This is a genomic window from Nocardia salmonicida NBRC 13393, assembly GCF_001613085.1.
GTDB lineage: Bacteria > Actinomycetota > Actinomycetes > Mycobacteriales > Mycobacteriaceae > Nocardia > Nocardia salmonicida.
Map to the genome: position 1 here is coordinate 1 of NZ_BDBR01000040.1, position 22,264 is coordinate 22,264.

25 protein-coding genes are annotated in these 22,264 nt (G+C 68.0%); 19 read left to right on the top strand and 6 right to left on the bottom strand.

From position 1 onward, the window contains the following. The 5 genes from NS1_RS30130 to NS1_RS30150 form a co-directional block, all read left to right on the top strand. Positions 1-877: ATP-binding protein (locus tag NS1_RS30130; RefSeq protein ID WP_157125474.1), on the top strand; the 877-nt coding region annotated here is incomplete at its 5' end. Then, complete coding sequence (gene dprA / locus NS1_RS30135) at positions 874-2,055, top strand: DNA-processing protein DprA (protein ID WP_084504655.1); 1,182 nt, start codon at positions 874-876, stop codon at positions 2,053-2,055. The genes NS1_RS30130 and dprA, both read left to right, overlap by 4 nt. A gap of 65 nt (positions 2,056-2,120) precedes the next feature. Further along, a complete protein-coding gene (locus tag NS1_RS30140) occupies positions 2,121-3,044 on the top strand; it encodes a tyrosine recombinase XerC (protein WP_062989968.1) in 924 nt (307 codons plus the stop codon). Between the two features lie 356 nt (positions 3,045-3,400). Next, positions 3,401-3,766, top strand: a complete 366-nt coding sequence (locus tag NS1_RS30145; protein ID WP_056811797.1) for a YidH family protein — start codon at positions 3,401-3,403, stop codon at positions 3,764-3,766. Continuing rightward, on the top strand, positions 3,763-4,062 hold the full coding sequence (locus tag NS1_RS30150) for a DUF202 domain-containing protein (RefSeq protein ID WP_062989970.1): 300 nt from the start codon (positions 3,763-3,765) through the stop codon (positions 4,060-4,062). The genes NS1_RS30145 and NS1_RS30150 overlap by 4 nt, the downstream gene beginning before the upstream one ends. A gap of 540 nt (positions 4,063-4,602) precedes the next feature. Here NS1_RS30150 and NS1_RS30155 read toward each other — a convergent pair. The 3 genes from NS1_RS30155 to NS1_RS30165 all read right to left on the bottom strand — a co-directional run bounded on the left by NS1_RS30155 (position 4,603) and on the right by NS1_RS30165 (position 6,206). Further along, complete coding sequence (locus NS1_RS30155; RefSeq protein ID WP_062989972.1) at positions 4,603-5,115, bottom strand: DUF1990 domain-containing protein; 513 nt, start codon at positions 5,113-5,115, stop codon at positions 4,603-4,605. 61 nt (positions 5,116-5,176) lie between these two features. Further along, the gene (locus NS1_RS30160; RefSeq protein ID WP_373864375.1) at positions 5,177-5,659 is read right to left on the bottom strand and encodes a M23 family metallopeptidase; all 483 of its coding nucleotides are present in this window, start codon (positions 5,657-5,659) and stop codon (positions 5,177-5,179) included. A 295-nt stretch (positions 5,660-5,954) separates the two neighbouring features. After that, positions 5,955-6,206, bottom strand: coding sequence for a hypothetical protein (locus NS1_RS30165; RefSeq protein ID WP_157125475.1), 252 nt, complete (start codon positions 6,204-6,206; stop codon positions 5,955-5,957). A gap of 781 nt (positions 6,207-6,987) precedes the next feature. On the opposite strand from NS1_RS30165, the gene rpsB reads away from it, so the two are divergent. The 5 genes from rpsB (at position 6,988) to NS1_RS30190 (ending at position 11,311) form a co-directional block, all read left to right on the top strand. Then, entirely contained in the window at positions 6,988-7,878 is an 891-nt protein-coding gene (rpsB, locus tag NS1_RS30170; RefSeq protein WP_062989975.1) for a 30S ribosomal protein S2, read from the top strand. A gap of 108 nt (positions 7,879-7,986) precedes the next feature. Then, positions 7,987-8,811, top strand: a complete 825-nt coding sequence (gene tsf, locus NS1_RS30175) for a translation elongation factor Ts (protein ID WP_056811781.1) — start codon at positions 7,987-7,989, stop codon at positions 8,809-8,811. 168 nt (positions 8,812-8,979) lie between these two features. After that, positions 8,980-9,708: a UMP kinase gene (gene pyrH, locus NS1_RS30180; protein WP_056811778.1), complete on the top strand. Its 729-nt coding sequence runs from the start codon at positions 8,980-8,982 to the stop codon at positions 9,706-9,708. A 49-nt stretch (positions 9,709-9,757) separates the two neighbouring features. Then, positions 9,758-10,315 carry a ribosome recycling factor gene (frr, locus tag NS1_RS30185; protein WP_056815675.1) on the top strand — a complete coding sequence of 186 codons (558 nt, stop codon included), beginning with the start codon at positions 9,758-9,760 and terminating at the stop codon, positions 10,313-10,315. Positions 10,316-10,426: 111 nt separating this feature from the next. Then, the gene (locus NS1_RS30190; RefSeq protein ID WP_062990007.1) at positions 10,427-11,311 is read left to right on the top strand and encodes a phosphatidate cytidylyltransferase; all 885 of its coding nucleotides are present in this window, start codon (positions 10,427-10,429) and stop codon (positions 11,309-11,311) included. A gap of 3 nt (positions 11,312-11,314) precedes the next feature. Here the strand turns inward: NS1_RS30190 and NS1_RS39480 are convergent, their stop codons facing one another. Further along, on the bottom strand, positions 11,315-11,686 hold the full coding sequence (locus tag NS1_RS39480) for a LapA family protein (RefSeq protein ID WP_062989977.1): 372 nt from the start codon (positions 11,684-11,686) through the stop codon (positions 11,315-11,317). Positions 11,687-11,787: 101 nt separating this feature from the next. On the opposite strand from NS1_RS39480, the gene rlmN reads away from it, so the two are divergent. After that, positions 11,788-12,897, top strand: a complete 1,110-nt coding sequence (gene rlmN / locus NS1_RS30200) for a dual-specificity RNA methyltransferase RlmN (protein WP_062989979.1) — start codon at positions 11,788-11,790, stop codon at positions 12,895-12,897. 12 nt (positions 12,898-12,909) lie between these two features. On the opposite strand, the gene NS1_RS30205 is transcribed toward rlmN, so the two are convergent. Next, entirely contained in the window at positions 12,910-13,713 is an 804-nt protein-coding gene (locus tag NS1_RS30205) for a transglutaminase-like domain-containing protein (protein ID WP_062990009.1), read from the bottom strand. A 115-nt stretch (positions 13,714-13,828) separates the two neighbouring features. Here NS1_RS30205 and NS1_RS30210 point away from each other — a divergent pair, with 115 nt between their 5' ends. The 4 genes from NS1_RS30210 (at position 13,829) to NS1_RS30225 (ending at position 17,090) form a co-directional block, all read left to right on the top strand. Next, positions 13,829-14,251 (top strand): uL11 family ribosomal protein, encoded by a 423-nt coding sequence (locus NS1_RS30210; RefSeq protein WP_062989981.1) that lies wholly within the window; start codon positions 13,829-13,831, stop codon positions 14,249-14,251. Positions 14,252-14,297: 46 nt separating this feature from the next. Beyond that, positions 14,298-14,846 carry a hypothetical protein gene (locus NS1_RS30215; protein ID WP_062989983.1) on the top strand — a complete coding sequence of 183 codons (549 nt, stop codon included), beginning with the start codon at positions 14,298-14,300 and terminating at the stop codon, positions 14,844-14,846. Positions 14,847-14,944: 98 nt separating this feature from the next. Beyond that, the gene (locus tag NS1_RS30220; protein WP_082843975.1) at positions 14,945-16,084 is read left to right on the top strand and encodes a serine/threonine-protein kinase; all 1,140 of its coding nucleotides are present in this window, start codon (positions 14,945-14,947) and stop codon (positions 16,082-16,084) included. A 43-nt stretch (positions 16,085-16,127) separates the two neighbouring features. Next, complete coding sequence (locus NS1_RS30225; RefSeq protein ID WP_062989985.1) at positions 16,128-17,090, top strand: LysR family transcriptional regulator; 963 nt, start codon at positions 16,128-16,130, stop codon at positions 17,088-17,090. Between the two features lie 62 nt (positions 17,091-17,152). Here NS1_RS30225 and NS1_RS30230 read toward each other — a convergent pair whose 3' ends face one another. Then, positions 17,153-17,422 carry a DUF2631 domain-containing protein gene (locus tag NS1_RS30230; protein WP_056811759.1) on the bottom strand — a complete coding sequence of 90 codons (270 nt, stop codon included), beginning with the start codon at positions 17,420-17,422 and terminating at the stop codon, positions 17,153-17,155. A gap of 95 nt (positions 17,423-17,517) precedes the next feature. Between NS1_RS30230 and dxr the strand changes: the two genes are divergently transcribed. The 4 genes from dxr (at position 17,518) to NS1_RS30250 (ending at position 22,258) form a co-directional block, all read left to right on the top strand. Further along, positions 17,518-18,708: a 1-deoxy-D-xylulose-5-phosphate reductoisomerase gene (gene dxr / locus NS1_RS30235; protein ID WP_169812857.1), complete on the top strand. Its 1,191-nt coding sequence runs from the start codon at positions 17,518-17,520 to the stop codon at positions 18,706-18,708. 148 nt (positions 18,709-18,856) lie between these two features. After that, positions 18,857-20,053: a M50 family metallopeptidase gene (locus NS1_RS30240; protein WP_062989989.1), complete on the top strand. Its 1,197-nt coding sequence runs from the start codon at positions 18,857-18,859 to the stop codon at positions 20,051-20,053. A gap of 108 nt (positions 20,054-20,161) precedes the next feature. Continuing rightward, a complete protein-coding gene (gene ispG, locus NS1_RS30245) occupies positions 20,162-21,316 on the top strand; it encodes a flavodoxin-dependent (E)-4-hydroxy-3-methylbut-2-enyl-diphosphate synthase (protein WP_056811752.1) in 1,155 nt (384 codons plus the stop codon). Positions 21,317-21,403: 87 nt separating this feature from the next. Beyond that, entirely contained in the window at positions 21,404-22,258 is an 855-nt protein-coding gene (locus NS1_RS30250) for a GNAT family N-acetyltransferase (RefSeq protein WP_371852087.1), read from the top strand. The last annotated feature ends 6 nt before the right edge of the window (positions 22,259-22,264 follow it).

Sequence of the window (22,264 nt, forward strand, 5' to 3'; positions counted from 1 at the left end):
ACACCACCTGTTGCTCACCGGACCGCCCGGTATCGGCAAAACGATGCTGGCGCAACGTCTTCCGGGCCTCCTGCCGCCGTTGTCGGAAGCGGAATCCTTGGAGGTGACCGCGATCCACTCGATGGCGGGATCGCTCTCGGCAGAGCAGCCGCTGCTCACGCTGGCTCCCTTTGTCGCGCCCCATCATTCGACGTCGGTGACCGCGATGATCGGCGGCGGTTCGGGCATGGCCCGTCCCGGTGCGGTGAGCCGCGCGCATCGCGGGGTGCTGTTCCTGGACGAATGCGCCGAGATCGGCACGAAAGTACTGGAAGCACTGCGGACTCCACTCGAAGAGGGCGAGGTTCGCATCGCCCGTCGCGACGGTGTCGCCCGGTACCCGGCCCGATTCCAACTCGTACTCGCGGCCAATCCCTGTCCGTGTGCGCCGGCGCGCGATGTCGACTGCATCTGTGCGCCGTTGGCTCGTCGCCGCTACCTGGGCAAACTGTCGGGACCGCTACTCGATCGCATCGATATCTGGGTCCAGATGCACGGGCAGGCGGGCGCGACGTTCGGCGACGTGCAGGCCGAGAGCAGCACCACGGTGGCCGCGCGCGTTGCCGGAGCAAGAGCCCGCGCCGCGCAGCGGTGGAGTGCGGACGGGTGGACGACCAATGCCGAAGTGCCGGGCCATGTCCTGCGCAAGCGATTCAAGTTGCCACGGGAATCGATCGCGCCGATCGAGGCGGCTTTACGACTGGGGCGAATGTCGGCTCGTGGCGCCGACCGGGCGATCCGGGTCGCCTGGACGGTCTGTGATCTGCGCGACGGTGATCTGCCCACCGTGCAGGATGTGATGTCGTCGTTGAACTTCCGGCAGCGGGGTGCGCAATGAGTGGGTTGCGTGCGGTCGGTGACGTGGTGGATCTGGACGGTGATCCGGACGAACGCCGACTCGCCTGGGTGTACCTGTCGCGGGTGGTGCAGGGGCCGTGCGCGCCCCTGTCGGCATTGATCGCCTCGGTGGGGGTGTGTGAGGCCGCCCGTGCGGTCCGCGAGCACGAGTTGCCCGCGGCTTTGCGTGGTCCTACCGCCATACGGCGCGAGATCGACGCGGCGGCACAGGATTTGGAAACCATCGCGCGCCTGGGCGGACGGGTCATCACCCCTGATGACGAGGAATGGCCCGGCTGGCGGATGCTCGGACTCGATCAACTCGACACCGAACGCGATCGTGAGGCCGCCGTCCCGCTGGTGCTGTGGGCGCGGGGGCCCCTCTCGCTGCATACCGCGTCCGAACGTGCTGTCGCGGTGGTCGGTTCGCGGTGTAGCAGCGGATACGGATTGCAGGTAGCGAGTGAGATCGCGTGCGACCTGGCCGGTCGGGGGTGGACGATCGTTTCCGGCGCGGCCTTCGGCATCGATGCGGCGGCGCATCGCGCGGCCTTGGCTGTCGGCGGGACAACCGTGGCGGTGCTCGCCTGCGGAGTCGATCGGCCATATCCGGCCCAACACGACCGCCTACTCGCTGCGATCGCCGAGAGCGGTCTCGTCGTCAGCGAATACCCGCCGGGCATCTCGGCCCAGAAACACCAGTTCCTCGCCCGGAATCGGTTGATCGCCACGCTCGGAGACGGTGTCCTGGTGGTCGAAGCAGGACTTCGCAGCGGTGCCCGCAACACCGTGAAGTGGGCCCGCAGGCTGGGCCGACCGGCCATGGCTGTCCCAGGACCCGTCGGCTCGGCCTCCTCGGCAGGTTGCCATCGAATGATCAGAGAGGGCGAAGCCCTCCTGGTAACCCGCGCCGAGGACATCATCGACGAAGCGGGCCCCCTCCGCCTCCCGGTCGCCGAAGGCAACCCGGTGGATCCCGTCGCCCAACTCCGCGGCGCCGAAGCCGAAATCTATGCGGCTCTCCCCGCCATCGGCTCGCGCGTTCCCCGCGAACTGGCTCAACAATGCGGCCTGGACCTGGCCACAGTCCGGGCGGTCCTGCCGAGCCTGGAACTCGCCGAATTGGTCGGCTGCGACTCCGGTGGATGGTTTCGGACATCCAGTCGACGGGCGAGCTGACGGCGGCACCCGGCAGGCGGCGTGGTGGGTTGCGTGGGGGGCGGGGAAGGGTGACGGTGGGGGTCATGGATGTGCTGCCTGATGATCTGACCGCGTTGCTCACCGAGTTCGGGCGGCATCTGCGGTTGGGGCGGAATCGGTCGGCGCACACGGTGCGGGCGTACCTGGGAGATGTGCGGTCGCTGCTCGAGCATCTGTACGCGCGGTCGGCGGATTCGGCGGTGCGAGAGCTGGATCTGCCGTTGTTGCGATCGTGGCTGGCCGAGCTCGCGGCGGCGGGAGTGGCGCGGACGACCCTGGCTCGACGTGCTTCGGCGGCAAGAACGTTCACCGCGTGGCTGACCGAAACCGGTCGGCTCGGTGTCGATCCGGGCTTGCGCCTGCAGGCCCCGAAAGCACATCGCGTGCTGCCCGCGGTTCTCGGCCGCAATCAAGCCGAACAGGCGATGGGGGCGGCGGAATCCGGAGCGGCGCAGCAGGATCCGATGGCGCTGCGGGATCGCCTGATCGTGGAGATGTTGTACGCCACCGGAATTCGTGTCAGTGAGCTGTGCGGCCTCGATATCGATGACATCGATCGGGAGCGCCGCCTGGTTCGGGTGCTCGGCAAGGGGAACAAGGAACGCTCGGTGCCGTTCGGTGGTCCTGCCGACACCTCGCTCGACGCCTGGCTCCGCGCCGGTCGCCCGTCCCTGGCCAACGACCACTCCAGCCGCGCCTTGCTCCTCGGTCAGCGCGGCCGCCGACTCGACCAACGCCAAGCCCGCTCCGTCGTCCACGAGGTCGTCGCCGCCATCCCGGGCGCCCCCGACATGGGCCCGCACGGCCTGCGCCACACTGCCGCCACCCACCTCCTGGAAGGCGGCGCCGACCTCCGCGTTGTTCAGGAACTCCTCGGCCACGCCAGCATGGCCACGACCCAGCTCTACACCCACGTCTCCATCGAACGCCTCAAACGAGTACACGACCAAGCTCACCCCCGCGCCTGACCGTCGCGAAACGTGCTCGATGCCGAGACGTAGCAGTCCGCGCAGGTCGTAGGCGTTGGTGGCGGACCGCGCTGGGGCCCGGCCGATCGCGCCGGGCGAGGATCATCGGCAGGCCCTGTGCCGTGCCCGATTGGAGACTGCGCCCTGGGAACGAGTCCGGTGTGGGATTGTGCCGCGCCTGTGAGCAGAACGGCAACGGGGGCGTAGCCGCGGCATCATCGAGTGGCCGAACGACCGCAGGTGGGCGGCATAGTGGCGAATAGATCGGCGGCGGGCGACATGGCGGACGCTCCGCTCGCAACGCTCACGAGTGTAGGGATCGCGGTAGCGCATGATGGGGGCAGGAGGTGGTGGTAGTGACGTTGCCCGAGGTCGGGGCCGAATCCGGGGACGGTGAGGAAGAGGTCGACTACCGGTTCACCCTCGCCAATGAACGCACGTTCCTGGCGTGGATCAGGACCGCGCTCGGTCTGCTCGCCGGCGGTGTCGCGGTGCACGCCCTGGTTCAGCCGACTCGGCTGGCCGGTTTCGCCGGTGTGATCGCGATGATCTGCCTGATCATGGCGCTGACCGTCGCGCTCGCCGCCTTCCGGCACTGGCGCCGGGTGAACCTCGCGATGCGCGCCGGGGGACCGCTGCCGGGAACGGCCCTGGTTCCCGTTCTCTCGGTCGGCGTCGCGGTGGTCGCCGCACTCGCCTGCGTGGCGGTAGCGCTGTCGTGACCGCACCGACCCTGGCGATGGAGCGCACGGCCCTCGCCTGGCGGCGTACGTCCCTCGGTGCGGCCGCCTGCGCCCTGCTCCTTGTCCACGAAGCAACTACCGACGGTCGGCCGACGTGGGTGCTCCCACTCGCCGCTGCCGCGGTCGCGCTGCTCCTGGCGATTGTGGGTTGGTCCCGCGGCCGCGCACTCGACCGCGGGCGTGTGGGCGCTGGTCACCGATTCGTCGGGACCACCGCTCTCGCCGTCGCGACGGTATCCCTGATCGCCGCGATCGCGGTGCTGCTCAACGGCTAGCGCGACCGGCTCGGCTCCCACGTTGGGTGTTCTGCGCAACCGATGGTCGGATCGTGCGCGACTCGCCGCGCTCGTCAGCCGTTTAGGGCGACTCGCCGGGGCGTCTGCCAGCGTGGCAACCTGGCGTAAGGGAGTAGTGCAACCACATGACGCGCAGAACGATTTGCGGTTGGACACCGAGGGAATGCGGCGCGCGACACGCGGGGTCATCGGGCAGCTTCCGAGCATCGCGTGCGACCCCCACCGACGCAGAACTCGGTCGGCGAGCGCTGCACCGGGTGCCGAACGTAGCGCCGACACGGCGCCGAGGTCGCGGGCCGTGCCACAGGTCGCGAGGGGTGCCCCGATAGCCGGTAGCGGACCGGCCACGCGCAGCTCGCCTTCCAGTGCCCGCCGGATTGTCCATCAGGTGGGTTGGCACAGTCGATATCAACGGTGCCGGAGTCGGCTGCACCTCGAGACTTGTCAGGTTTCCAGCGTCGCCGCTACGTCACCACCTCGGCCTGCGACATCGAGTGGAAGGGCTGAGCTCGTGACGTGTCAGCCGTTGGTGGGCAAGGTATTCAAGTAGCGGTGGGCGAACCAGCGCTGGATCAGGCGGACCACGGGGCCGCCGAGGCGGACGTACCAGGCGCCGGGCTTGGAGAAGGCGGCGACCAGGCCGTAGACGGTGTCGTCGGTGGCGTCGTATTCGACGGCGAACAATTCCTCGCCGACCTCCGGATGACCGGGCAGGGTGCCGTAGGCGAAGCCTCGGCGGTCGGGTTCGTCGAGGACGTAGACCACGCGGCAGGGCGCGCTGAAGCTCAGCGGCCAGATTCGGAGGACGACCGTCAATTCGGTTCCGGGCCGCGCGGTTTCGGTGTCGGCGCCGCGAAAGATGTCAACGCCCTTCTGCATCCCGAAGTCGAGGATGTGGGTGGCCGCGCGGTCGAACAGGTCGCGACCGTGGCCGATCGGGCGCCGATGCCGGAACCGGTGGTATCCGTCGGGCATGGTGGCGCGGGTGGCACCGATCTCGGGGTAGGTGAAGGGCGCTGGTTCCTTGGGCACGTCTCGATTGTCGTCTCCGGAATGTCGGCGTAGGGCCCGGCTGGTGGAGTGGTTCGTCACGTCACGGCTCCAACGGTTTCAGGCGGACCGGCACCTCGTGCAGGAGTCCGAGCGGGTCGACATATTCACGACGACTGTGGGCACCGGACTCACGGCGGGCACCCCAGTGCAGGCAGGCGGTGGACGGACACCCCTCATGTCCGGTCACCAGCGTGCCGATAGGCGCACCTCTGCTCACCCGGCTTCCGACGCTCACCTGCGCGCGAACCGGTTCGTAGGTGGTGCGCAACCCGCCGGGATGATCGATGGACACCACCGATTTGCCTGCCACGTCCCCCGCGAACACCACGATGCCCTCGCCCGCCGCCAGCACGCTCTGCCCGGCGACGCCCGCCAGATCGACGCCACGATGCCCCGGCAACCAATTCCGCTCCGGTTTGTCGAACTTGCGTTCCACCGTGGGCCGCGGCCGCAACGGCCAACCGAACAGCCCGGATTCGGCGGCATCGGCCGGTACCGCACCGCTGAGAACAATCGCCACCAGACAGACGACGCCAAGGACCCGCCCGAGGGCCGACCGCACCAGGCGCGCGGCACGACGCGCGTTCCCGGGTCTGCGAGGCCACTCGTCGGGGTCGGGCACGTTGGACCGCACTGAAGGCGGGGACCGATGGGGCCGGTGAACGCGCGTCGGCGCATTCCGCCCGGTATCGGGCTTCATGCCGCAGCCGGTCACCTCGAGGCGCACCGAAGTGTCGGCCCGCGCTCGATCGAGATGGTGAAGGCGAGTCGGCACCTTCGGCCAGGCATCGAGCTTCTCGAACATCGCCGCCACGACCTCAGCGATGCGGCCGCGGCGTAGGCACACGTTGCTGCGCCGCCAGCACCCGCAACATCTCCCGCAGAACCGTGGGCACTTCGGCCGCCGACCCACTGCCACCCCCGGCCCGTACCACGATCTCGATCTCCGACCGGCCCCCCGCGCTCGGTTCGGTACCTTGTGCCCGGGCGGGAGCGGAGCCGAGATCATGCACGGTCACCTGTACCGGAACCGGCGCGGGCACAAGCTCTCGCCGTGGCACGACGATCACGGGCACCACGGTCGTCGCTCGACCGCAGGGGCCCGCCGCCCCGGTGTTCGGTGGGAGGCCCTCCACTTCGAGTCGGGTGCCTGTCGAGGTCGGTCCGCTCTGGAGCTGCGGCGCTACCGGAACCGTGCCGGGCACTGCCGCACGCCGCGGTGGGAGAATCGGCCGACCGATTCGCTCGGGTGGCCGGGCGAGCACAACGGGTCCCCTTGGACCGCCTCCGGCGCATCGCGAATGGTCGGGACCGACCGCAGGTCGAGCGGCCGGCGGAGCGCCTATATCGGGATGCGCAGCCGCAGGCGCGGCAGCGACACCAGCCGCGCAGAGCAGCGGAAACGTACTGATCAGGGTGCGTGTCAACGTGTTCATGCCCCAACTCTGGGCGCTGGACAACCCCACCGGGACAACGATTTCGGGATTGTGGACAACTTTCCCGCTTGTGGATATCGCCCACTTCATCCACGAATGGGCGGCCGTTGCCCAGGGGCGATTTCGGACCTGGCCCTGGTCCGCGTAGACTGAACAAGCGGTTTGTGCTCAGCAGCCATTGCGTGTGCACAGCACGGACCGACTTCGCGCGCCACCCGTGCTCGTCCATCCGGTCGTCGCTCGCAAAGCAGACGGTCCGCGAGGGCATGTCAGCGCGAGTTCTCCATCGGATGAACAGGGAAATCGTCGGCTGGTCCCGGATTCTTAGAATCGGGTCCGGCGGTTTCGGTGGCGCCAGGGCAGTCGATCGCCGATCGACCGCGACAACCGGCAACGAAAGAGAGATACGAAGGCTATGCCTGTCGTAACTATGAAGCAGCTGCTCGACAGCGGCGCGCACTTCGGCCACCAGACTCGTCGGTGGAACCCGAAGATGAAGCGGTTCATCTTCACCGACCGCAACGGCATCTACATCATCGACCTGCAGCAGACGCTGACCTTCATCGACAAGGCCTACGAGTTCGTCAAGGAGACAGTCGCCCACGGTGGCACCGTCCTCTTCGTCGGTACCAAGAAGCAGGCCCAGGAGTCGATCGCTTCCGAGGCGCTGCGCGTCGGAATGCCCTACGTCAACCAGCGTTGGCTGGGTGGCATGCTCACCAACTTCTCCACCGTGCACAAGCGCCTGCAGCGCCTCAAAGAACTCGAGGCGATGGAGCAGACCGGTGGCTTCGAGGGTCGTACCAAGAAGGAAATCCTCATGCTCACGCGTGAGATGACCAAGCTGGACCGCACCCTCGGTGGTATCCGTGACATGGCCAAGGTTCCCTCGGCCATCTGGATCGTCGATACCAACAAGGAGCACATCGCCGTCGGCGAGGCGCGCAAGCTGAACATCCCGGTCATCGCGATCCTGGATACCAACTGCGACCCCGACCTGGTCGACTACCCGATCCCGGGTAACGACGACGCGATCCGTTCCGCCGCACTGCTCACCAAGGTCGTCGCCTCCGCGGTGGCCGAGGGCGTGCAGGCCCGCGCGGGCCAGGCTTCCGGCGACGCGAAGCCCGAAGCCGGCGCAGGCGAGCCGCTGGCCGAGTGGGAGCAGGAGCTCCTGTCCTCGGCGACCCCGGCTGCCGAAGCCGATGTCGCTGCCGCGACCGAGGCCCCGGCCGTCGAGACCCCGGCCGAAGCCGAGGCCGAGGTCAAGGCCGACCCGGCACAGCACACCCCGGCCGACTTCTGAGCTGACCGGTAGCACTACGTTCACCTTGCCGGCCCTTCTGAATTCAGAAGCGGTCGGCAAGGTGGTGTTAACACCCAAGCACCCCACACACGAGGAGGCTCGCCCCCGATGGCGAACTACACCGCTGCTGATGTGAAGCGGCTCCGGGAGCTCACCGGCTCCGGCATGATGGACTGCAAGAACGCGCTGGCCGACTCCGACGGCGATTTCGACAAGGCTGTCGAGGTGCTGCGCATCAAGGGCGCCAAGGACGTCGGCAAGCGTGCCGAGCGTGCGACCGCCGAGGGTCTGGTCATCGCCAAGGACGGCGTCATGGTCGAGATCAACTGCGAGACCGACTTCGTCGCCAAGAACGCCGAGTTCCAGCAGCTGGCCGACGCGATCGTGACCGCGGCCGCCGCGGGCAAGCCGGCCGACCTGGACGCCCTCAAGGCGCTCAAGCTGACCGACGGCACCGTTGACGACGCCGTGCAGGCGCTGTCGGCCAAGATCGGCGAGAAGCTGGAACTGCGTCGCGTCGTGTCCTTCGACGGCCCGGTCGCCACCTACCTGCACAAGCGTGCTTCGGACCTGCCGCCCGCCGTCGGCGTGCTGGTGGAGTACGAGGGCACCGGCGACGGCGCCGCCGACGCCGCGCGTGCCGCGGGCATGCAGGTCGCCGCGCTCAAGGCGAAGTACCTGACCCGCGAGGAGGTGCCCGCCGATGTCGTCGACGCCGAGCGTCGCATCGCCGAGGAGACCGCGCGCGAAGAGGGCAAGCCCGAAGCCGCGCTGGCGAAGATCACCGAAGGCCGCGTGAACGGCTTCTTCAAGGACGTCGTGCTGCTCGAGCAGTCCGCCGTCACCGACTCCAAGAAGACCGTCAAGGCGCTTCTGGAAGAGGCGGGCGTGAACGTGAAGCGTTTCGCTCGTTTCGAGGTCGGCCAGGCCTGATCCGCCTGAACTCCACGAAAAGCCTCTTCGGCGCGGTGTGATGCCGCGCTGGAGGGGCTTTCCTCGTCGATCGACCGACCCCACTTCTGGGTGACCGCAACCTGATAGGGCAGGATGGATGCCGCCTGCTCGCCCCGCTCTCGACCTCGCCGAAGGAGACCGACACCCATGACCGACCCGGGTAACGACCGCCCTGGATACCACCGGGTGCTGCTCAAGCTGGGTGGGGAGATGTTCGGTGGCGGTGGGGTGGGCCTTGACCCCGACGTCGTGCAGACGGTGGCCGAGCAGATCGCCGAGATCGTCGAGACCGGCGTGCAGGTGGCCGTGGTGATCGGCGGCGGCAACTTCTTCCGTGGCGCCGAGCTGGAGGAACGCGGCATGGAGCGAGCCCGTTCCGACTATATGGGCATGCTCGGCACCGTGATGAACAGCCTTGCCCTCCAGGATTTCCTACAGCAGCAGGGTGTGGACACCCGCGTGCAGACCGCCATCACGATGGGCCAGGTCGCCGAGCCCTATCTGCCGCTGCGCGCCAAGCGCCACCTCGAGAAGGGCCGCGTCGTGATCTTCGGCGCAGGAATGGGCATGCCCTACTTCTCCACCGACACCACCGCCGCCCAGCGCGCGCTGGAGATCGGCGCCGACGTGGTGCTGATGGCCAAGGCGGTCGACGGCGTGTTCGACGCCGACCCGCGCGTCGACCCGAATGCGAGCATGTTCACCGAGATCACCCACAAGGAAGTGATCGAAAAGGGCCTGAAGGTGGCTGATGCCACCGCGTTCAGTCTCTGCATGGACAACCAGATGCCGATGCTGGTGTTCAATTTGTTGATCAAGGGCAATATTGCCCGCGCGGTCGCCGGTGAACCCATCGGCACCCTGGTTCGGTCGTGACCCCGCACCCGCGGACGATGACGATGACGACGCTGTGGAGGATTCGGTCGTGATTGATGAAGCGCTCTTCGATGCCGAAGAGAAGATGGACAAGGCCGTCACGGTGGCGAAGGACGACCTGGGCAGCATTCGCACCGGTCGCGCCAACCCGGGCATGTTCACCCGCGTGCTGATCGAGTACTACGGCTCGCTGACGCCGATCACCCAGGTCTCGAGCATCACCGTGCCCGAGCCGCGCATGGTCGTGATCAAGCCCTACGAGCAGAGCTCGCTCGGCCTGATCGAGAACGCCATCCGCAACTCCGACCTCGGCGTGAACCCGACCAACAACGGTGACATCCTGCGCATCTCGGTGCCGCAGCTCACCGAGGAACGTCGCCGCGAGATGGTGAAGATGGCCAAGAGCAAGGGCGAGGACGCCAAGGTCTCGATTCGCAACGTCCGCCGCAAGGCGATGGACGAACTGAGCCGCATCCAGAAGGATGGCGAAGCGGGTGAGGATGAGGTCGGGCGCGCCGAGAAGGAGCTCGACAAGACCACCGCCAAGTACGTGACCCAGGTCGACGAGCTGGTCAAGCACAAGGAAGCCGAACTGCTCGAGGTCTGAGCGCCAGATCTCGCCAGTCCCGCTCGTGCGGGGGATGAACGGAACGACGAGTTGAGCGACGGGACAATCGTGGCCGAAGACGCCGCCGCCACCGGGGCGGCACCGGATCCCATGCCGGACAAGGTCGAGGAGACGGCGACCGCGGCCACGCCGCAGGACGAGCAGCCGCCTGCCCCGACCTCACGGGCCGGGCGCAACCTGCCCGCGGCGCTGGCCGTCGGTCTGACGCTCGGGCTGTCGCTGATCGCGATCCTGTTGTTCGTCCCGAAGGTGTTCATCGCGGTCGCGGGGCTCGGCGTGGGAGTCGCGACCTGGGAGGTCACCAAGCGGCTGCGCGAAGCAGACGTGCTGGTGCCGCGGATTCCGCTGCTGGTGGGCGGTCAGGCGGTGTTCTGGCTCGGCTGGCCGTGGGGGGCGAGCGGGGTGCTGGGCGCGTTCGCCGCCACCGCGCTGGTGTGCATGGTGTGGCGCCTGTTCGATCACGGACTCAGTACCGCGCCGAAGAACTTCCTTCGCGACACGGCGATCGCCGTGTTCACCCTTGCCTGGATCCCCCTGCTGGCCGCGTTCTCGACGTTGCTGCTACTCGAACCCGACGGCAATCTGCGGGTACTCACGTTCATGATCCTGGTGGTGTGCTCCGATGTCGGCGGCTATGTCGCCGGTGTGCTGTTCGGCAGGCATCCGATGGTGCCCGCTATCAGCCCGAAGAAGTCGTGGGAGGGTTTCTGCGGTTCGCTGGTGTTCAGCGTGATCGGCGGTCTGCTGACCGTCACCCTGCTGCTCGAGGCCAACTCGATGATCGGTGTGGTGCTCGGTGTCGGCCTGGTGGCCGTGGCGACCATCGGTGACCTGATCGAATCGCAGATCAAGCGGGAACTCGGCATCAAGGACATGGGAACGCTGCTGCCGGGACATGGCGGCATCATGGATCGCCTCGACTCGATGCTGCCCTCGGCGTTCGTCTCCTGGCTGGTCCTCAGCGCGCTGATCTGAGTGTCACGGCCTCTTGGCGGCGTGCCGCAGTTGCAGGATGCGGACCCCGCCGACCAGGCCCATCACCAGAGCGCCCGCGATCACCGACAGCAACACGGTGACGCCGAGCGGCAGGTCGAAGTGCCAGAACAGCAGGTTGGTCCGGACCTTGTCGAGATTCTGGATGATGAAGATCAACAAGACGATGCCGAGCAGGGCCGCGGCCAGCAACGCGATCCAGGTGTAGCCGGTGCGCGATCCGTGCACGGCGTCGCGCGGGGCCGGTGTGGTCGCGGGCTTCGCCGGTTCGACGGGCTTGCTGTGTTTGCCGGTGAGATCGGTCGGCGGCGGGTCGTGTTCGGCCGGTGACGCACCGGATTCTGCGTGTGTACTCATAGTTCGATCATTGCCGACTGCTATGGCTCGTGCACGCATCTTGTCGATAACGTTGCCCGGCGTGGTGGCCACGACGGTGCGTTTGGGACAATGGTGAAACTATGGCCATCTCCCTGCCCCTCGTGTTCGATGCCCCGCGCCGCGGCATGCCGCCGCGCCACCTCGCCGATCTCGACTCGGACGAACGCAAGGCCGCGGTGCAGGAGCTGGGATTGCCGAAGTTCCGGGCCGACCAGTTGGCCCGCCAGTACTACGGTCGCCTGCAGTCCGATCCGGCGCTGATGACCGACCTGCCCGCCGATGTGCGCGCGAAGGTCGGCGAGACGCTGTTCCCGCCGCTGCTGTCGGTGGTGCGCAATATCGCCTGCGACGAGGGCGATACCCGCAAGACGCTGTGGAAGGCGCACGACGGGACGCTGTTGGAGAGCGTGCTCATGCGCTACCCCGACCGCAATACGCTGTGCATTTCCAGCCAGGCCGGGTGCGGTATGGCGTGTCCGTTCTGCGCGACCGGGCAGGCGGGGCTCACCCGTAACCTGTCGACCGCGGAGATCGTCGACCAGGTGCGCGCGGCCGCGGCCGATTTGCGCGACGGTGCGGTGCACGGTGGTCCGGGCCGGCTGTCCAACATCGTGTTCATGGGGATGGGCGAGCCGCTGGCCAACTACAAGCGGGTGGTGAACGCGGTGCGCCGGATCACCTCGCCCGCTCCCGACGGGCTCGGTATCTCGCAGCGGTCGGTGACCGTGTCGACCGTCGGCCTCGCGCCCGCGATCCGCAAGTTGGCCGACGAGGACATGTCGGTGCGCCTCGCGGTGTCGCTGCACACTCCCGACGACGAACTGCGTGACACCTTGGTGCCGGTGAACAACCGCTGGTCCATCGCCGAGGTGCTCGACGCCGCACGCTATTACGCCGACAAGTCCGGGCGTCGCGTGTCGATCGAGTACGCGTTGATCCGCGATATCAACGATCAGCCGTGGCGGGCGGACCTGCTCGGCAAGAAGCTGCACAAGGCGCTCGGCCCGCTCGTGCACGTGAACCTGATCCCGCTCAACCCGACACCGGGCAGCGAGTGGGATGCCAGCCCCAAGCCGGTCGAGAAGGAGTTCGTGCGTCGCGTGATCGCCCAGGGCGTGTCGTGCACGGTGCGCGATACCCGCGGCCAGGAGATCGCCGCCGCCTGCGGTCAGCTCGCCGCCGAGGGCTAGGCGACGCGCCCATCAGACGATGCTGATCGGCGCGACGAAGTCGTCGTAGGGAAGTGGGCCCGCGACGAAGGCGTTGACCGACATGAAGTTCAGGGTGATGTCGCCGCCGTGGTTGTCCAGGAAGGCGATGTCGGAGGCGTCGCGGCCGGTGGCGATGCGCACCAGGCTCGAGCGCGGCGCGAGGCCCGTCGGGTCGTAGGTGCGCCACTCGCCGTCGATGTAGGCCTCGCAGACGGCGTGGAAGTCCATCGGTACGCAGCCCGGCGCGTAGACCGCGGCGACCCTGGCGGGGACGCCGACGGCGCGAAGCAACGCGACCATCAGGTGTGAGAAGTCGCGGCAGACCCCGGTGCCGGACAACAGCGTCTCCACCGCGCCGTCGATGGGCGTGCTGCTGCCCGAGACATAGGTGATCCGTCGACCGATCCACGACGAGACGCGGTTGGCCACCTCGGGATCGGCGATGCCGTAACCGAATTCGGCCGCCGCGAAGCCGAGTAGCTTGTCCGACTCGGCGTAGCGGCTGGGTCGTCGGTACAACGAGAGGTCGTAGTCGGAGGGTGGCTCGAGAACGGCGGTGCCGAGGACGGTCGCCTGATAGTCGATGCGGAGGGTGCCCGCCCGCACGTCGAGGACGTGGATCCGGGAACCGTGCGCGCCCACCACTTCGCGCGGCGTGAGGAACTCGCCGTTGAGCGAGCACGTCATGGACTCGATCAGGTCGAGCCCGGGCTGGCGGGCGACAGCGATCTGACACTGCAGCACCGAATCGGCATGGACCGCGACCTCGAGGCGAGCGGAAACATCACGTTTCACGCCCACAGACTGACAGGCGAATCGGAATCAGGCGAACCGAACCGCTCGAGCGGGTTGCGGCCCAGGCGTTATCGTCGCGGGACCGGATCGACGCGTGCGTCCGAGATCGTTGACTATGGTGCGCGAAACAGCCTCTGTCACAGTCACTCTCGAGCTCGAAGCCGGGAACGCCTCACTGATGATCCTCGGCAAGATGCTCGGTCCGACCGGAGTCCCACCCTTCGAGGTCAAACGACGATACGACGCCGCGACAGCCGAACGGCGCGGCGAGATCATTCCCGCCGTTATCACGATCGACGCCCGCAAACGTTGGACGATGCGCCTGAAAACCCCACCGACGGCATCCTTGATCCGAAAGGCGCTCGGCCAACCGGGCTCACCGCGGCCCGGCCACAAACCGGTCGGCGCGCTCAGCCGGGACCAATTGCGCCGCATAGCGATCCGCAAACTGCCCGACCTGAATACGACCGATGTGGAGGCGGCGATGCGCATCGTCGCCGGCACCGCGCGGTCGATGGGTGTGCGGGTCGAGGAGTGAGCCGAGGCCGTGATGGCGGTCCTCGGTACTCGGGGCCGGGTATTGGGTGTGGCAGGACGAGCACTCCGCTCTCGCCGACTTGCTGCAGCGATCACAGGGGCGCAGGGACCTGGATGCCCTACACGAGGCCTTCCCGCAGATGATGCCCGCGGGCTACGGCAACGGACACGGTTTCGGGGGTCGAAACTGCTCGGCCACAGTAAAGCCGCTGAGTTACGGCTATCCGTGGACGAAGACGTTCGACGGCTACGCGGCGAGTCGTAGCTGCGGCGCCGAGAAGATGGTCGATACCCACTACACGTTCTACACGTACCCGACTGCCGAGGCCGCCGCCGCGGTCGTCGCACGGTTCCGTCAGGAAACGAAGGACCACGGCCAGTCGTCGACCGGTACTCGCACCGATGACCGCAGGGAACAATCAGCCGATGGCCGGTACAACGGCTCCGCGATTATCTCGACATTCTCCGAACCGGCACGCGCCCGCTGGGTGCTGCTGTTCTACCGTGGTTCCGGCGTCACGCCGTTCCCGGGCCACACGGTGGAGACGAACATGCCGATCCTTGTCGCCGACGTCGCGAGCTTTCCGCTGGGCTGAGTTCACGCCCACTTGCGCCGCGCCGATGCCCGCGACGTCGCGAACGGCGCTTTGGTAGGGTCCAGCCGTCGGACGAAGAGCGAGATTCGGGGGTCAGAGTGGTTTCTGACGGGACGGTGTTCGCCGGCTACACGATCGACCGGCAGCTGGGTCAGGGCGGGATGGGGTCGGTGTATCTGGCCAGGCATCCGCGTCTGCCTCGGTGGACCGCGCTGAAGCTGCTGAATCGGGAGTTGTTCTCCGACAAAGAGATCCGGGCCAGGTTCGAGCGGGAAGCCGATCTGGTCGCCCAGCTCGATCATCCCAATATCGTGACCGTGTTCGATCGCGGGGTCGAGGGTGACCAGCTGTGGATCAGCATGCAGTACATCGACGGGATCGACGCCTCCTCGCTGGATCCGCACACGCTGCCGCCGGACCGGGCGCTCCAGATCATCGGTGAGACCGCCGCCGCGCTCGACTACGCGCACCGCGCGGGTGTACTGCACCGCGACGTGAAGCCCGCCAATATCCTGCTGGCGCGTTCGAGCAGCCAGGAGCGGGTGTATCTCACCGACTTCGGCATCGCGCGTCTACGCGACGATTCGGGTCACCTGACCGAGACCGGCTCGTTCACCGCCACGCTGGCCTACGCCGCGCCCGAACAGCTCACCGGCGCCGCCCTCGATCACCGCGCCGACCAGTACTCCCTCGCCTGCACGCTGTACACACTGCTGACCGGCAGCGCGCCCTACGAATCGACCAGTCCGGCCGCGGTGATCACCGGTCACCTGCAAGCGCCTCCACCCCCGGTGAGTCCGCGTCGCGCGGGTCTGCCGCAGGTGCTCGACGCGGTGATGGCTCGCGCGCTGGCCAAGCGACCCGCCGACCGGTTCACCTCGTGCGAGGAGTTCGTCGACGCCGCTCAGCGGGCAGTGCGCACCGGAACCACCGGTGCCCGCCCGCTCGCCCGCCCGACCTCGGGTGCGCACGCTCAGCCGTTCGTCGGCATGCAGCCCATGCGCCCGGTGAGTTCGACGGGCACGCCCATCCCGCAGTACAACCCCGCGCCGATGCCCGCGCGGGCGCCGCAGCCGCAGTACGCGCCCGCGCCGCAGTATTGGCAGCAGCAACCGGCCCGGATTCCGAATCCGCCGCCGCAACGAGGTGGCTGGGGATCGGCCCTCGGCACCTATGCGCTCATCCTGGTCGTGATCATCGTGGTCGCCGGAGTGATCGCGCTGCTGGCAAACCTCTGATCGGCCCGCCGGGCTGATCGGCGGGTGCCATATTCTGGTCAGAATGAGCGACTTCGACGTCACCGCCGCCGACTCCATCGACCTCGACCGGTTGCGTCGTTTCGTCGCCGTCGCCGAGGAGTTGCACTTCGCGCGCGCCGCCAAAGCCCTCCGGATCTCGCGGCAGGCACTGAGCGCCACCGTGATCGAACTGGAGGAAGAACTCGGCACCCGCGTGTTCGTGCCCGGTGCCTCGCCCACTCAGCTCACCGACGACGGCAACGCTCTGCTCGCCCGCGCCAGAGACCTGATCCGCGTGCAGGAGCAGGCCGATCGGGAGCAGAAGCCCGACGCGCCCGCGAGCCTGCGGGTGGGGTTCGTGCCGGGGGTGACGGTGTCGAAGTGGGCGCGGATCTGGGGTGAACGCTTGCCGGACCATCCGCTCGAGGTCGTCGGCGTCGCGCAGGGTGAGCAGGAATCGGCGCTGCGCGAGGGCCGCATCGATCTGTGCTTCGTCCGGTTGCCCATCGACCGGACCGCCACGAACGCGATTCCGCTGTGGCAGGAGACACCGGTCGCGGTCGTGCGGAAGGAGGACGCGCTGTCGCTGCTCGAGTCGATCAGCCCGGCGGATCTGGTCGACGAGACGATCCAGGACAGCGCCGATCTCGATCAGGCCGTCGACACCCTCGCCATGGTCGCCGCCGTCGGTGGCGCGGCGATCATGCCGCAGTCGATCGCTCGCCTGCACAATCGCCGCGACCTCGTGTACCGCCCGATCAGCGACACCGAGTTCACCGAGATCGCCCTGGCCTGGCCCGCCGGGACCGACAGCGATCTGCTCGAGGAGTTCGTCGGCATCGTGCGCGGTCGGTCGGCCAACAGCTCGCGCGGCGGCGTGGCGGAACCGGAGCAGCGCGCCGCGACTCCCGCTCGCACACCGGCGGCGAAGAAACCCGCCGCCAAGAAACCGGCGCCGAAGAAGCCTGTCGGGCGCGGTCGCAAGCCTGCCCGCCGCGGCCGCTGACACACGAAAACGCCTGCGGCGCAGAGTGCTTGCCGCAGGCGTGGACGTTGTCGGGCGAGGAGCTACCTCGGCATACGCCGGGTGAGCGAGTCGGCGACCAGGATGAGCGCCATCAGCGCGGCCAGGCCGACGAGGAAGATGTCCTCGACGTGGCCCTGGTGGTTACCGATGGTCATGCCGAGCAGGGCCACGATGACCACCCACGCCGCGATGCGGAAGGTCTTGCGCGACTCACCGCTCCAGCCCCATGCTGCCGAGGGCACCTCGGCGGGGTCGACGCTGGTGGCGACGGCACGCTCGGTGCTGGCTTTATCGAGGTCCGTGGCTGCCACGATCGCTCCTAAGGGCTCGAGTTCTGGTTGGGCGAGTGAGCATATCGTGGCATACGACCGTCCGTCGTAGCCAGCAGCCCTGCCACAATGGGCCCGTGTCCCACCCCACAACGCGTGCCGCGCACGACAGTTCCCCGTCCACCGATCGGGTGAAGGTGCTGCTTCTCGGCAGTACCGGGTCGATCGGTACTCAGGCGCTCGAGGTGATCGCCGCCAATCCCGACCGCTTCGAGGTGGTCGGTCTGGCGGCGCGCGGCGGCAATCCCGCCCTGCTCGCCGAGCAGATGGCGGCCACCGGCACCCGCAATGTCGCCGTCGCCGATCCCTCCGCCGCCCAGGCGCTCGATCTCGAGCTCGGCGGCCCGGACGCGGTGACCGAACTGGTCCGCCGCACCGACGCCGACGTCGTGCTCAACGCCCTGGTCGGATCGCTGGGGCTCGAACCCACCCTGGCCACGCTGCAGGCGGGGACACGTCTCGCACTGGCGAACAAGGAATCCCTCGTGGCGGGCGGCTCCCTGGTGACGCGCGCGGCCGCACCCGGCCAGATCGTGCCTGTCGACTCCGAGCACTCGGCGCTGGCCCAGTGCTTGCGCGGCGGTCGCGCCGAGGAGGTCGACCGCCTGGTTCTCACCGCATCGGGCGGACCGTTTCGCGGCTGGACCACCGAGATGCTCGAATCGGTGAACCCCGCCGAGGCGAAAACCCACCCGACCTGGTCGATGGGCCCGATGAACACCCTGAACTCGGCCTCACTGGTCAACAAGGGTCTGGAGCTCATCGAGACGCACCTGCTCTTCGGCGTGCCCTACGACCGCATCGACGTCACCGTCCACCCCCAGTCGATCATCCACTCGATGGTCACCTTCGTCGACGGTTCGACCCTCGCCCAGGCCAGCCCCCCTGACATGAAACTGCCCATCGCCCTGGCGCTCGGCTGGCCCGACCGCATCCCCGGCGCGGCCGCGGCCTGCGATTTCGGCACCGCCTCCACCTGGACCTTCGAGCCGGTCGACGACGAGGTCTTTCCCGCGGTCCGCCTGGCCCGGCAGGCGGGTGAAGCGGGCGGCAGCGTGACCGCGGTCTACAACGCCGCCAACGAGGTCGCCGTCCAAGCATTCCTCGACGGCAAGATCACCTTCCCCGCTATCGTGCGCACCGTCACTCGCGCGGTAGAGGCCGCCGACCGTTGGCACGCCGAACCCGATACCCTGGACGACGTCCTCGCGGCCGACCGCTGGGCAAGGGAGTACGCCGCGAAGACCATCGACGGCGAAACGACCTGACCTAACGACTACAACGACACCACCACGTTTTCGGCCGCCCCGGATCCGAGGGGCGAGACGGAACGCCGAAGGCGCAGTATCGCCCCTCGGATTCGGGGTTACGAGGCCGAAAACCCGCGGCGCCAGCCGCCAGGAACACAGGAGTCACATGGTTTTCGCGCTCGGGTTCGCACTGTTCGCTCTCGGCATCACGATTTCGATCGCGCTGCACGAGTGCGGGCACATGTGGGCCGCGCAGGCCACCGGCATGAAGGTGCGCCGGTACTTCATCGGTTTCGGGCCGAAGGTGTTCTCGTTCCGTCGCGGTGAGACCGAATACGGGCTCAAGGCGCTGCCGCTGGGCGGCTTCTGCGATATCGCGGGCATGACCGCACTCGACGAGCTGGAGCCGGAGGAAGTCGACCGGGCGATGTATCGCCAGTCGACCTGGAAGCGCCTGGTCGTGATGTTCGGCGGCATCGGCATGAACTTCCTGCTCGGGTTCATCCTGCTGGTGGCCCTGGCGATCGGCTGGGGTCTACCGCAGCTCGAGCAGCCACCGGAGACCGCACTGGGCACCATGAGCTGCGTCGCGCAGGAGACTCCGGAGAAGACCCTCGCCCCCTGCACCGGCGACGGACCTGCCCAGCGCGCCGGATTGCAGCGTGGTGATGTGGTGAAAGCCGTGAACGGCGTCGAGGTGAGCACCTGGGCACAGTTCCAGGCCGAGACCCAGAAGCAGACCGGCACGTTCACCTACAAGGTCGAACGCGGCGGCAACACACTGACGGTGTCGGTCACCCCGGAGCGGGTCGTGCGCTCGCCCAAGGAAGGCCCGAGCCGAGAGGTGAGCGCGGTCGGTGTCGGCCCCGACTACGCCGAGCCCAAGCAGTACGGCCCGATCGCCGCGATCCCGGCCACTGCCTCGTTCACCGGTGATTTCTTCGTCGAGACGGTGAAGTCGCTGGCGAAGATGCCGCAGAAGGTGTCGGCGCTGTGGGAAGCGGTCACCGGCGGCGAGCGCGACCCGGAGACCCCGGTCAGCGTCTACGGTGCCAGCCGCATCGGTGGCGAGACCGCGGAGCGTGGCCTGTGGGGCATGTTCATCCTGGTCCTGGCCAGCCTGAACTTCTTCCTCGGCGCGTTCAACCTGCTGCCCTTGCTACCGCTGGACGGTGGGCATATCGCGGTGGTGCTCTACGAGAAGATCCGCAACACGATCCGTGGCTGGCTCGGTAAGGCCCCCGGCGGTCCCGTCGATTACCTCAAGCTGCTCCCGGTGACCTACGTGGCGGTAGTGATCGGTGGTGCGTTCATGTTGCTGACCCTGGCCGCCGACATCGTCAACCCGATCCGACTGCCGTGACAGCGAGATGACCGGTGTCGTGCCCCTCACAGGGCGCCCGGTTACCCTGCGCGACTAAGCTCGGCAACAACAACCCAGGTCGATCCGTACGAAAGAAGGCAGCCGAACGTGACCAGCACAATCGGATTGGGGATGCCCGCCGCCCCCGCTGCTGTTCTCGCACCCCGGCGCAAGACCCGCCAGCTGATGGTCGGCAATGTCGGCGTCGGTAGCGATTCGCCGATCTCGGTGCAGTCGATGACCACCACCAAGACCCACGACATCAACGCCACCCTGCAGCAGATCGCCGAGCTCACCGCCTCGGGCTGCGACATCGTGCGGGTGGCCTGTCCGCGTCAGGAAGACGCCGACGCGCTCGCCACGATCGCGAGGAAGTCGCAGATCCCGGTGATCGCCGACATCCACTTCCAGCCGCGCTACATCTTCGCCGCGATCGACGCCGGCTGCGCCGCCGTCCGTGTCAACCCGGGCAACATCAAGGAATTCGACGGCCGCGTCGGCGAGGTCGCCAAGGCCGCGGGCGCCGCGGGCATCCCGATCCGCATCGGCGTCAACGCGGGTTCACTGGACAAGCGGATGCTGGAGAAGTACGGCAAGGCCACGCCAGAGGCGCTGGTGGAGTCGGCGCTGTGGGAGGCGAGCCTGTTCGAGGAACACGGCTTCGGCGACATCAAGATCTCGGTCAAGCACAACGACCCGGTGATCATGGTGGAGGCATACCGCCAGCTCGCCGCGCAGAGCGATTACCCGCTGCACCTCGGCGTCACGGAGGCGGGCCCGGCGTTCCAGGGCACGATCAAGTCGGCGGTGGCCTTCGGCGCGCTGCTCAGCGAGGGCATCGGCGACACGATTCGCGTCTCGCTCTCGGCGCCGCCCGCCGAGGAGATCAAGGTCGGCAGCCAGATCCTGCAGTCGCTGAACCTGCGCCCGCGCAAGCTCGAGATCGTGTCCTGCCCGTCGTGTGGACGTGCACAGGTGGACGTGTACACCCTGGCCGACGCGGTCGCCGCCGGTCTGGACGGTCTGGAAGTGCCGCTGCGCGTCGCGGTGATGGGCTGCGTCGTGAACGGGCCAGGCGAGGCGCGCGAGGCCGACCTCGGCGTGGCCTCCGGTAACGGCAAGGGTCAGATCTTCGTCAAGGGCGAGGTCATCAAGACCGTGCCCGAGCATCTGATCGTGGAGACCCTGATCGAAGAGGCGATGCGCATCGCCGAGGAGATGGGCGAGCAGCCGGGCGCCGAGCCCGTTGTCTCCGTCAGCTGAATCCCGCACCTCTCACAGTCCTACGACGGATTCGGCGGACCCGTACCGCTCGGCGTGCTTTCGTGGCAGGCTGGTGCCGTGCGGAGTCTGCTGGAGCCGACGCGACGGTCCAAAACCGCTCCCGCGCGTCCGGTGGCCGTGCGAGACCTGGCTGAAGTGCTGCGTGTCCTCGATACCGATCCGGTGGCCTCGTGCATGATCGCCGCCCGCGTGCAGGAATTCGGGCTCGACTCCCGAACCGGCGCCGGTGAGCTGTGGAGCCGCGGCGGACCGGCCGACTCCCTGTGTTTCTCCGGCGCCAATCTGGTTCCGCTGCGCGGTGACCAGCAGGCCCTACGCGCGTTCGCCGATCGGGCAGGCCGCTGGCCACGAGTGTGTTCGTCCGTGGTCGGCAGGCAGGAGCTCGCCCTGCCACTGTGGGAAATGCTGCTCCCATCCTGGGGGCCGGCGAGGGAGTTGCGTGCCGATCAACCCCTGTTGGCGATGGCCAGGCCCGCCGCCGCGCGCGCCGACGGGGGAGTGCGCCGCGTGCGACCCGACGAGATCGACCGCTACCTGACCGCCGCGATCGCGATGTTCATCGAGGAGGTCGGCATCGACCCGCGCGCCGGTGACGGCGGTCGCGGCTACCGGCGTCGGATCAAGAGTCTCATCGAATCCGGCAGGGCCTGGGCACGTTTCGAAGACGGCGAGGTCGTCTACAAGGCCGAGATCGGCGCACTGTCGCGACGCACCGGCCAGATCCAGGGCGTGTGGGTGCATCCCGACTACCGGGGCGCGGGGGTGGGCACCGCGGGCACCGCGTCCGTCGCCAATGCCGTTGTGGCGACAGGCCGTACGGCCAGCCTCTACGTCAACGACTACAACCGCATCGCCCGCCGCGCCTACAGCCGAGTGGGTTTCCGCCAGATCGCCACCTTCGCAACTGTATTGGTGGACTGAAACTTC

What these genes read in the sequence shown, in the direction of transcription:
- dprA (WP_084504655.1), top strand. Translation starts at nt 874, where the DNA reads ATGAGTGGGTTGCGTGCGGTCGGTGACGTGGTGGATCTGGACGGTGAT.
- NS1_RS30140 (WP_062989968.1), top strand. Translation starts at nt 2,121, where the DNA reads ATGGATGTGCTGCCTGATGATCTGACCGCGTTGCTCACCGAGTTCGGG.
- rpsB (WP_062989975.1), top strand. Translation starts at nt 6,988, where the DNA reads ATGCCTGTCGTAACTATGAAGCAGCTGCTCGACAGCGGCGCGCACTTC.
- tsf (WP_056811781.1), top strand. Translation starts at nt 7,987, where the DNA reads ATGGCGAACTACACCGCTGCTGATGTGAAGCGGCTCCGGGAGCTCACC.
- pyrH (WP_056811778.1), top strand. Translation starts at nt 8,980, where the DNA reads ATGACCGACCCGGGTAACGACCGCCCTGGATACCACCGGGTGCTGCTC.
- NS1_RS30190 (WP_062990007.1), top strand. Translation starts at nt 10,427, where the DNA reads ATGCCGGACAAGGTCGAGGAGACGGCGACCGCGGCCACGCCGCAGGAC.
- NS1_RS39480 (WP_062989977.1), bottom strand. Translation starts at nt 11,686, where the DNA reads ATGAGTACACACGCAGAATCCGGTGCGTCACCGGCCGAACACGACCCG.
- rlmN (WP_062989979.1), top strand. Translation starts at nt 11,788, where the DNA reads ATGGCCATCTCCCTGCCCCTCGTGTTCGATGCCCCGCGCCGCGGCATG.
- NS1_RS30210 (WP_062989981.1), top strand. Translation starts at nt 13,829, where the DNA reads ATGGTGCGCGAAACAGCCTCTGTCACAGTCACTCTCGAGCTCGAAGCC.
- NS1_RS30225 (WP_062989985.1), top strand. Translation starts at nt 16,128, where the DNA reads ATGAGCGACTTCGACGTCACCGCCGCCGACTCCATCGACCTCGACCGG.
- NS1_RS30240 (WP_062989989.1), top strand. Translation starts at nt 18,857, where the DNA reads ATGGTTTTCGCGCTCGGGTTCGCACTGTTCGCTCTCGGCATCACGATT.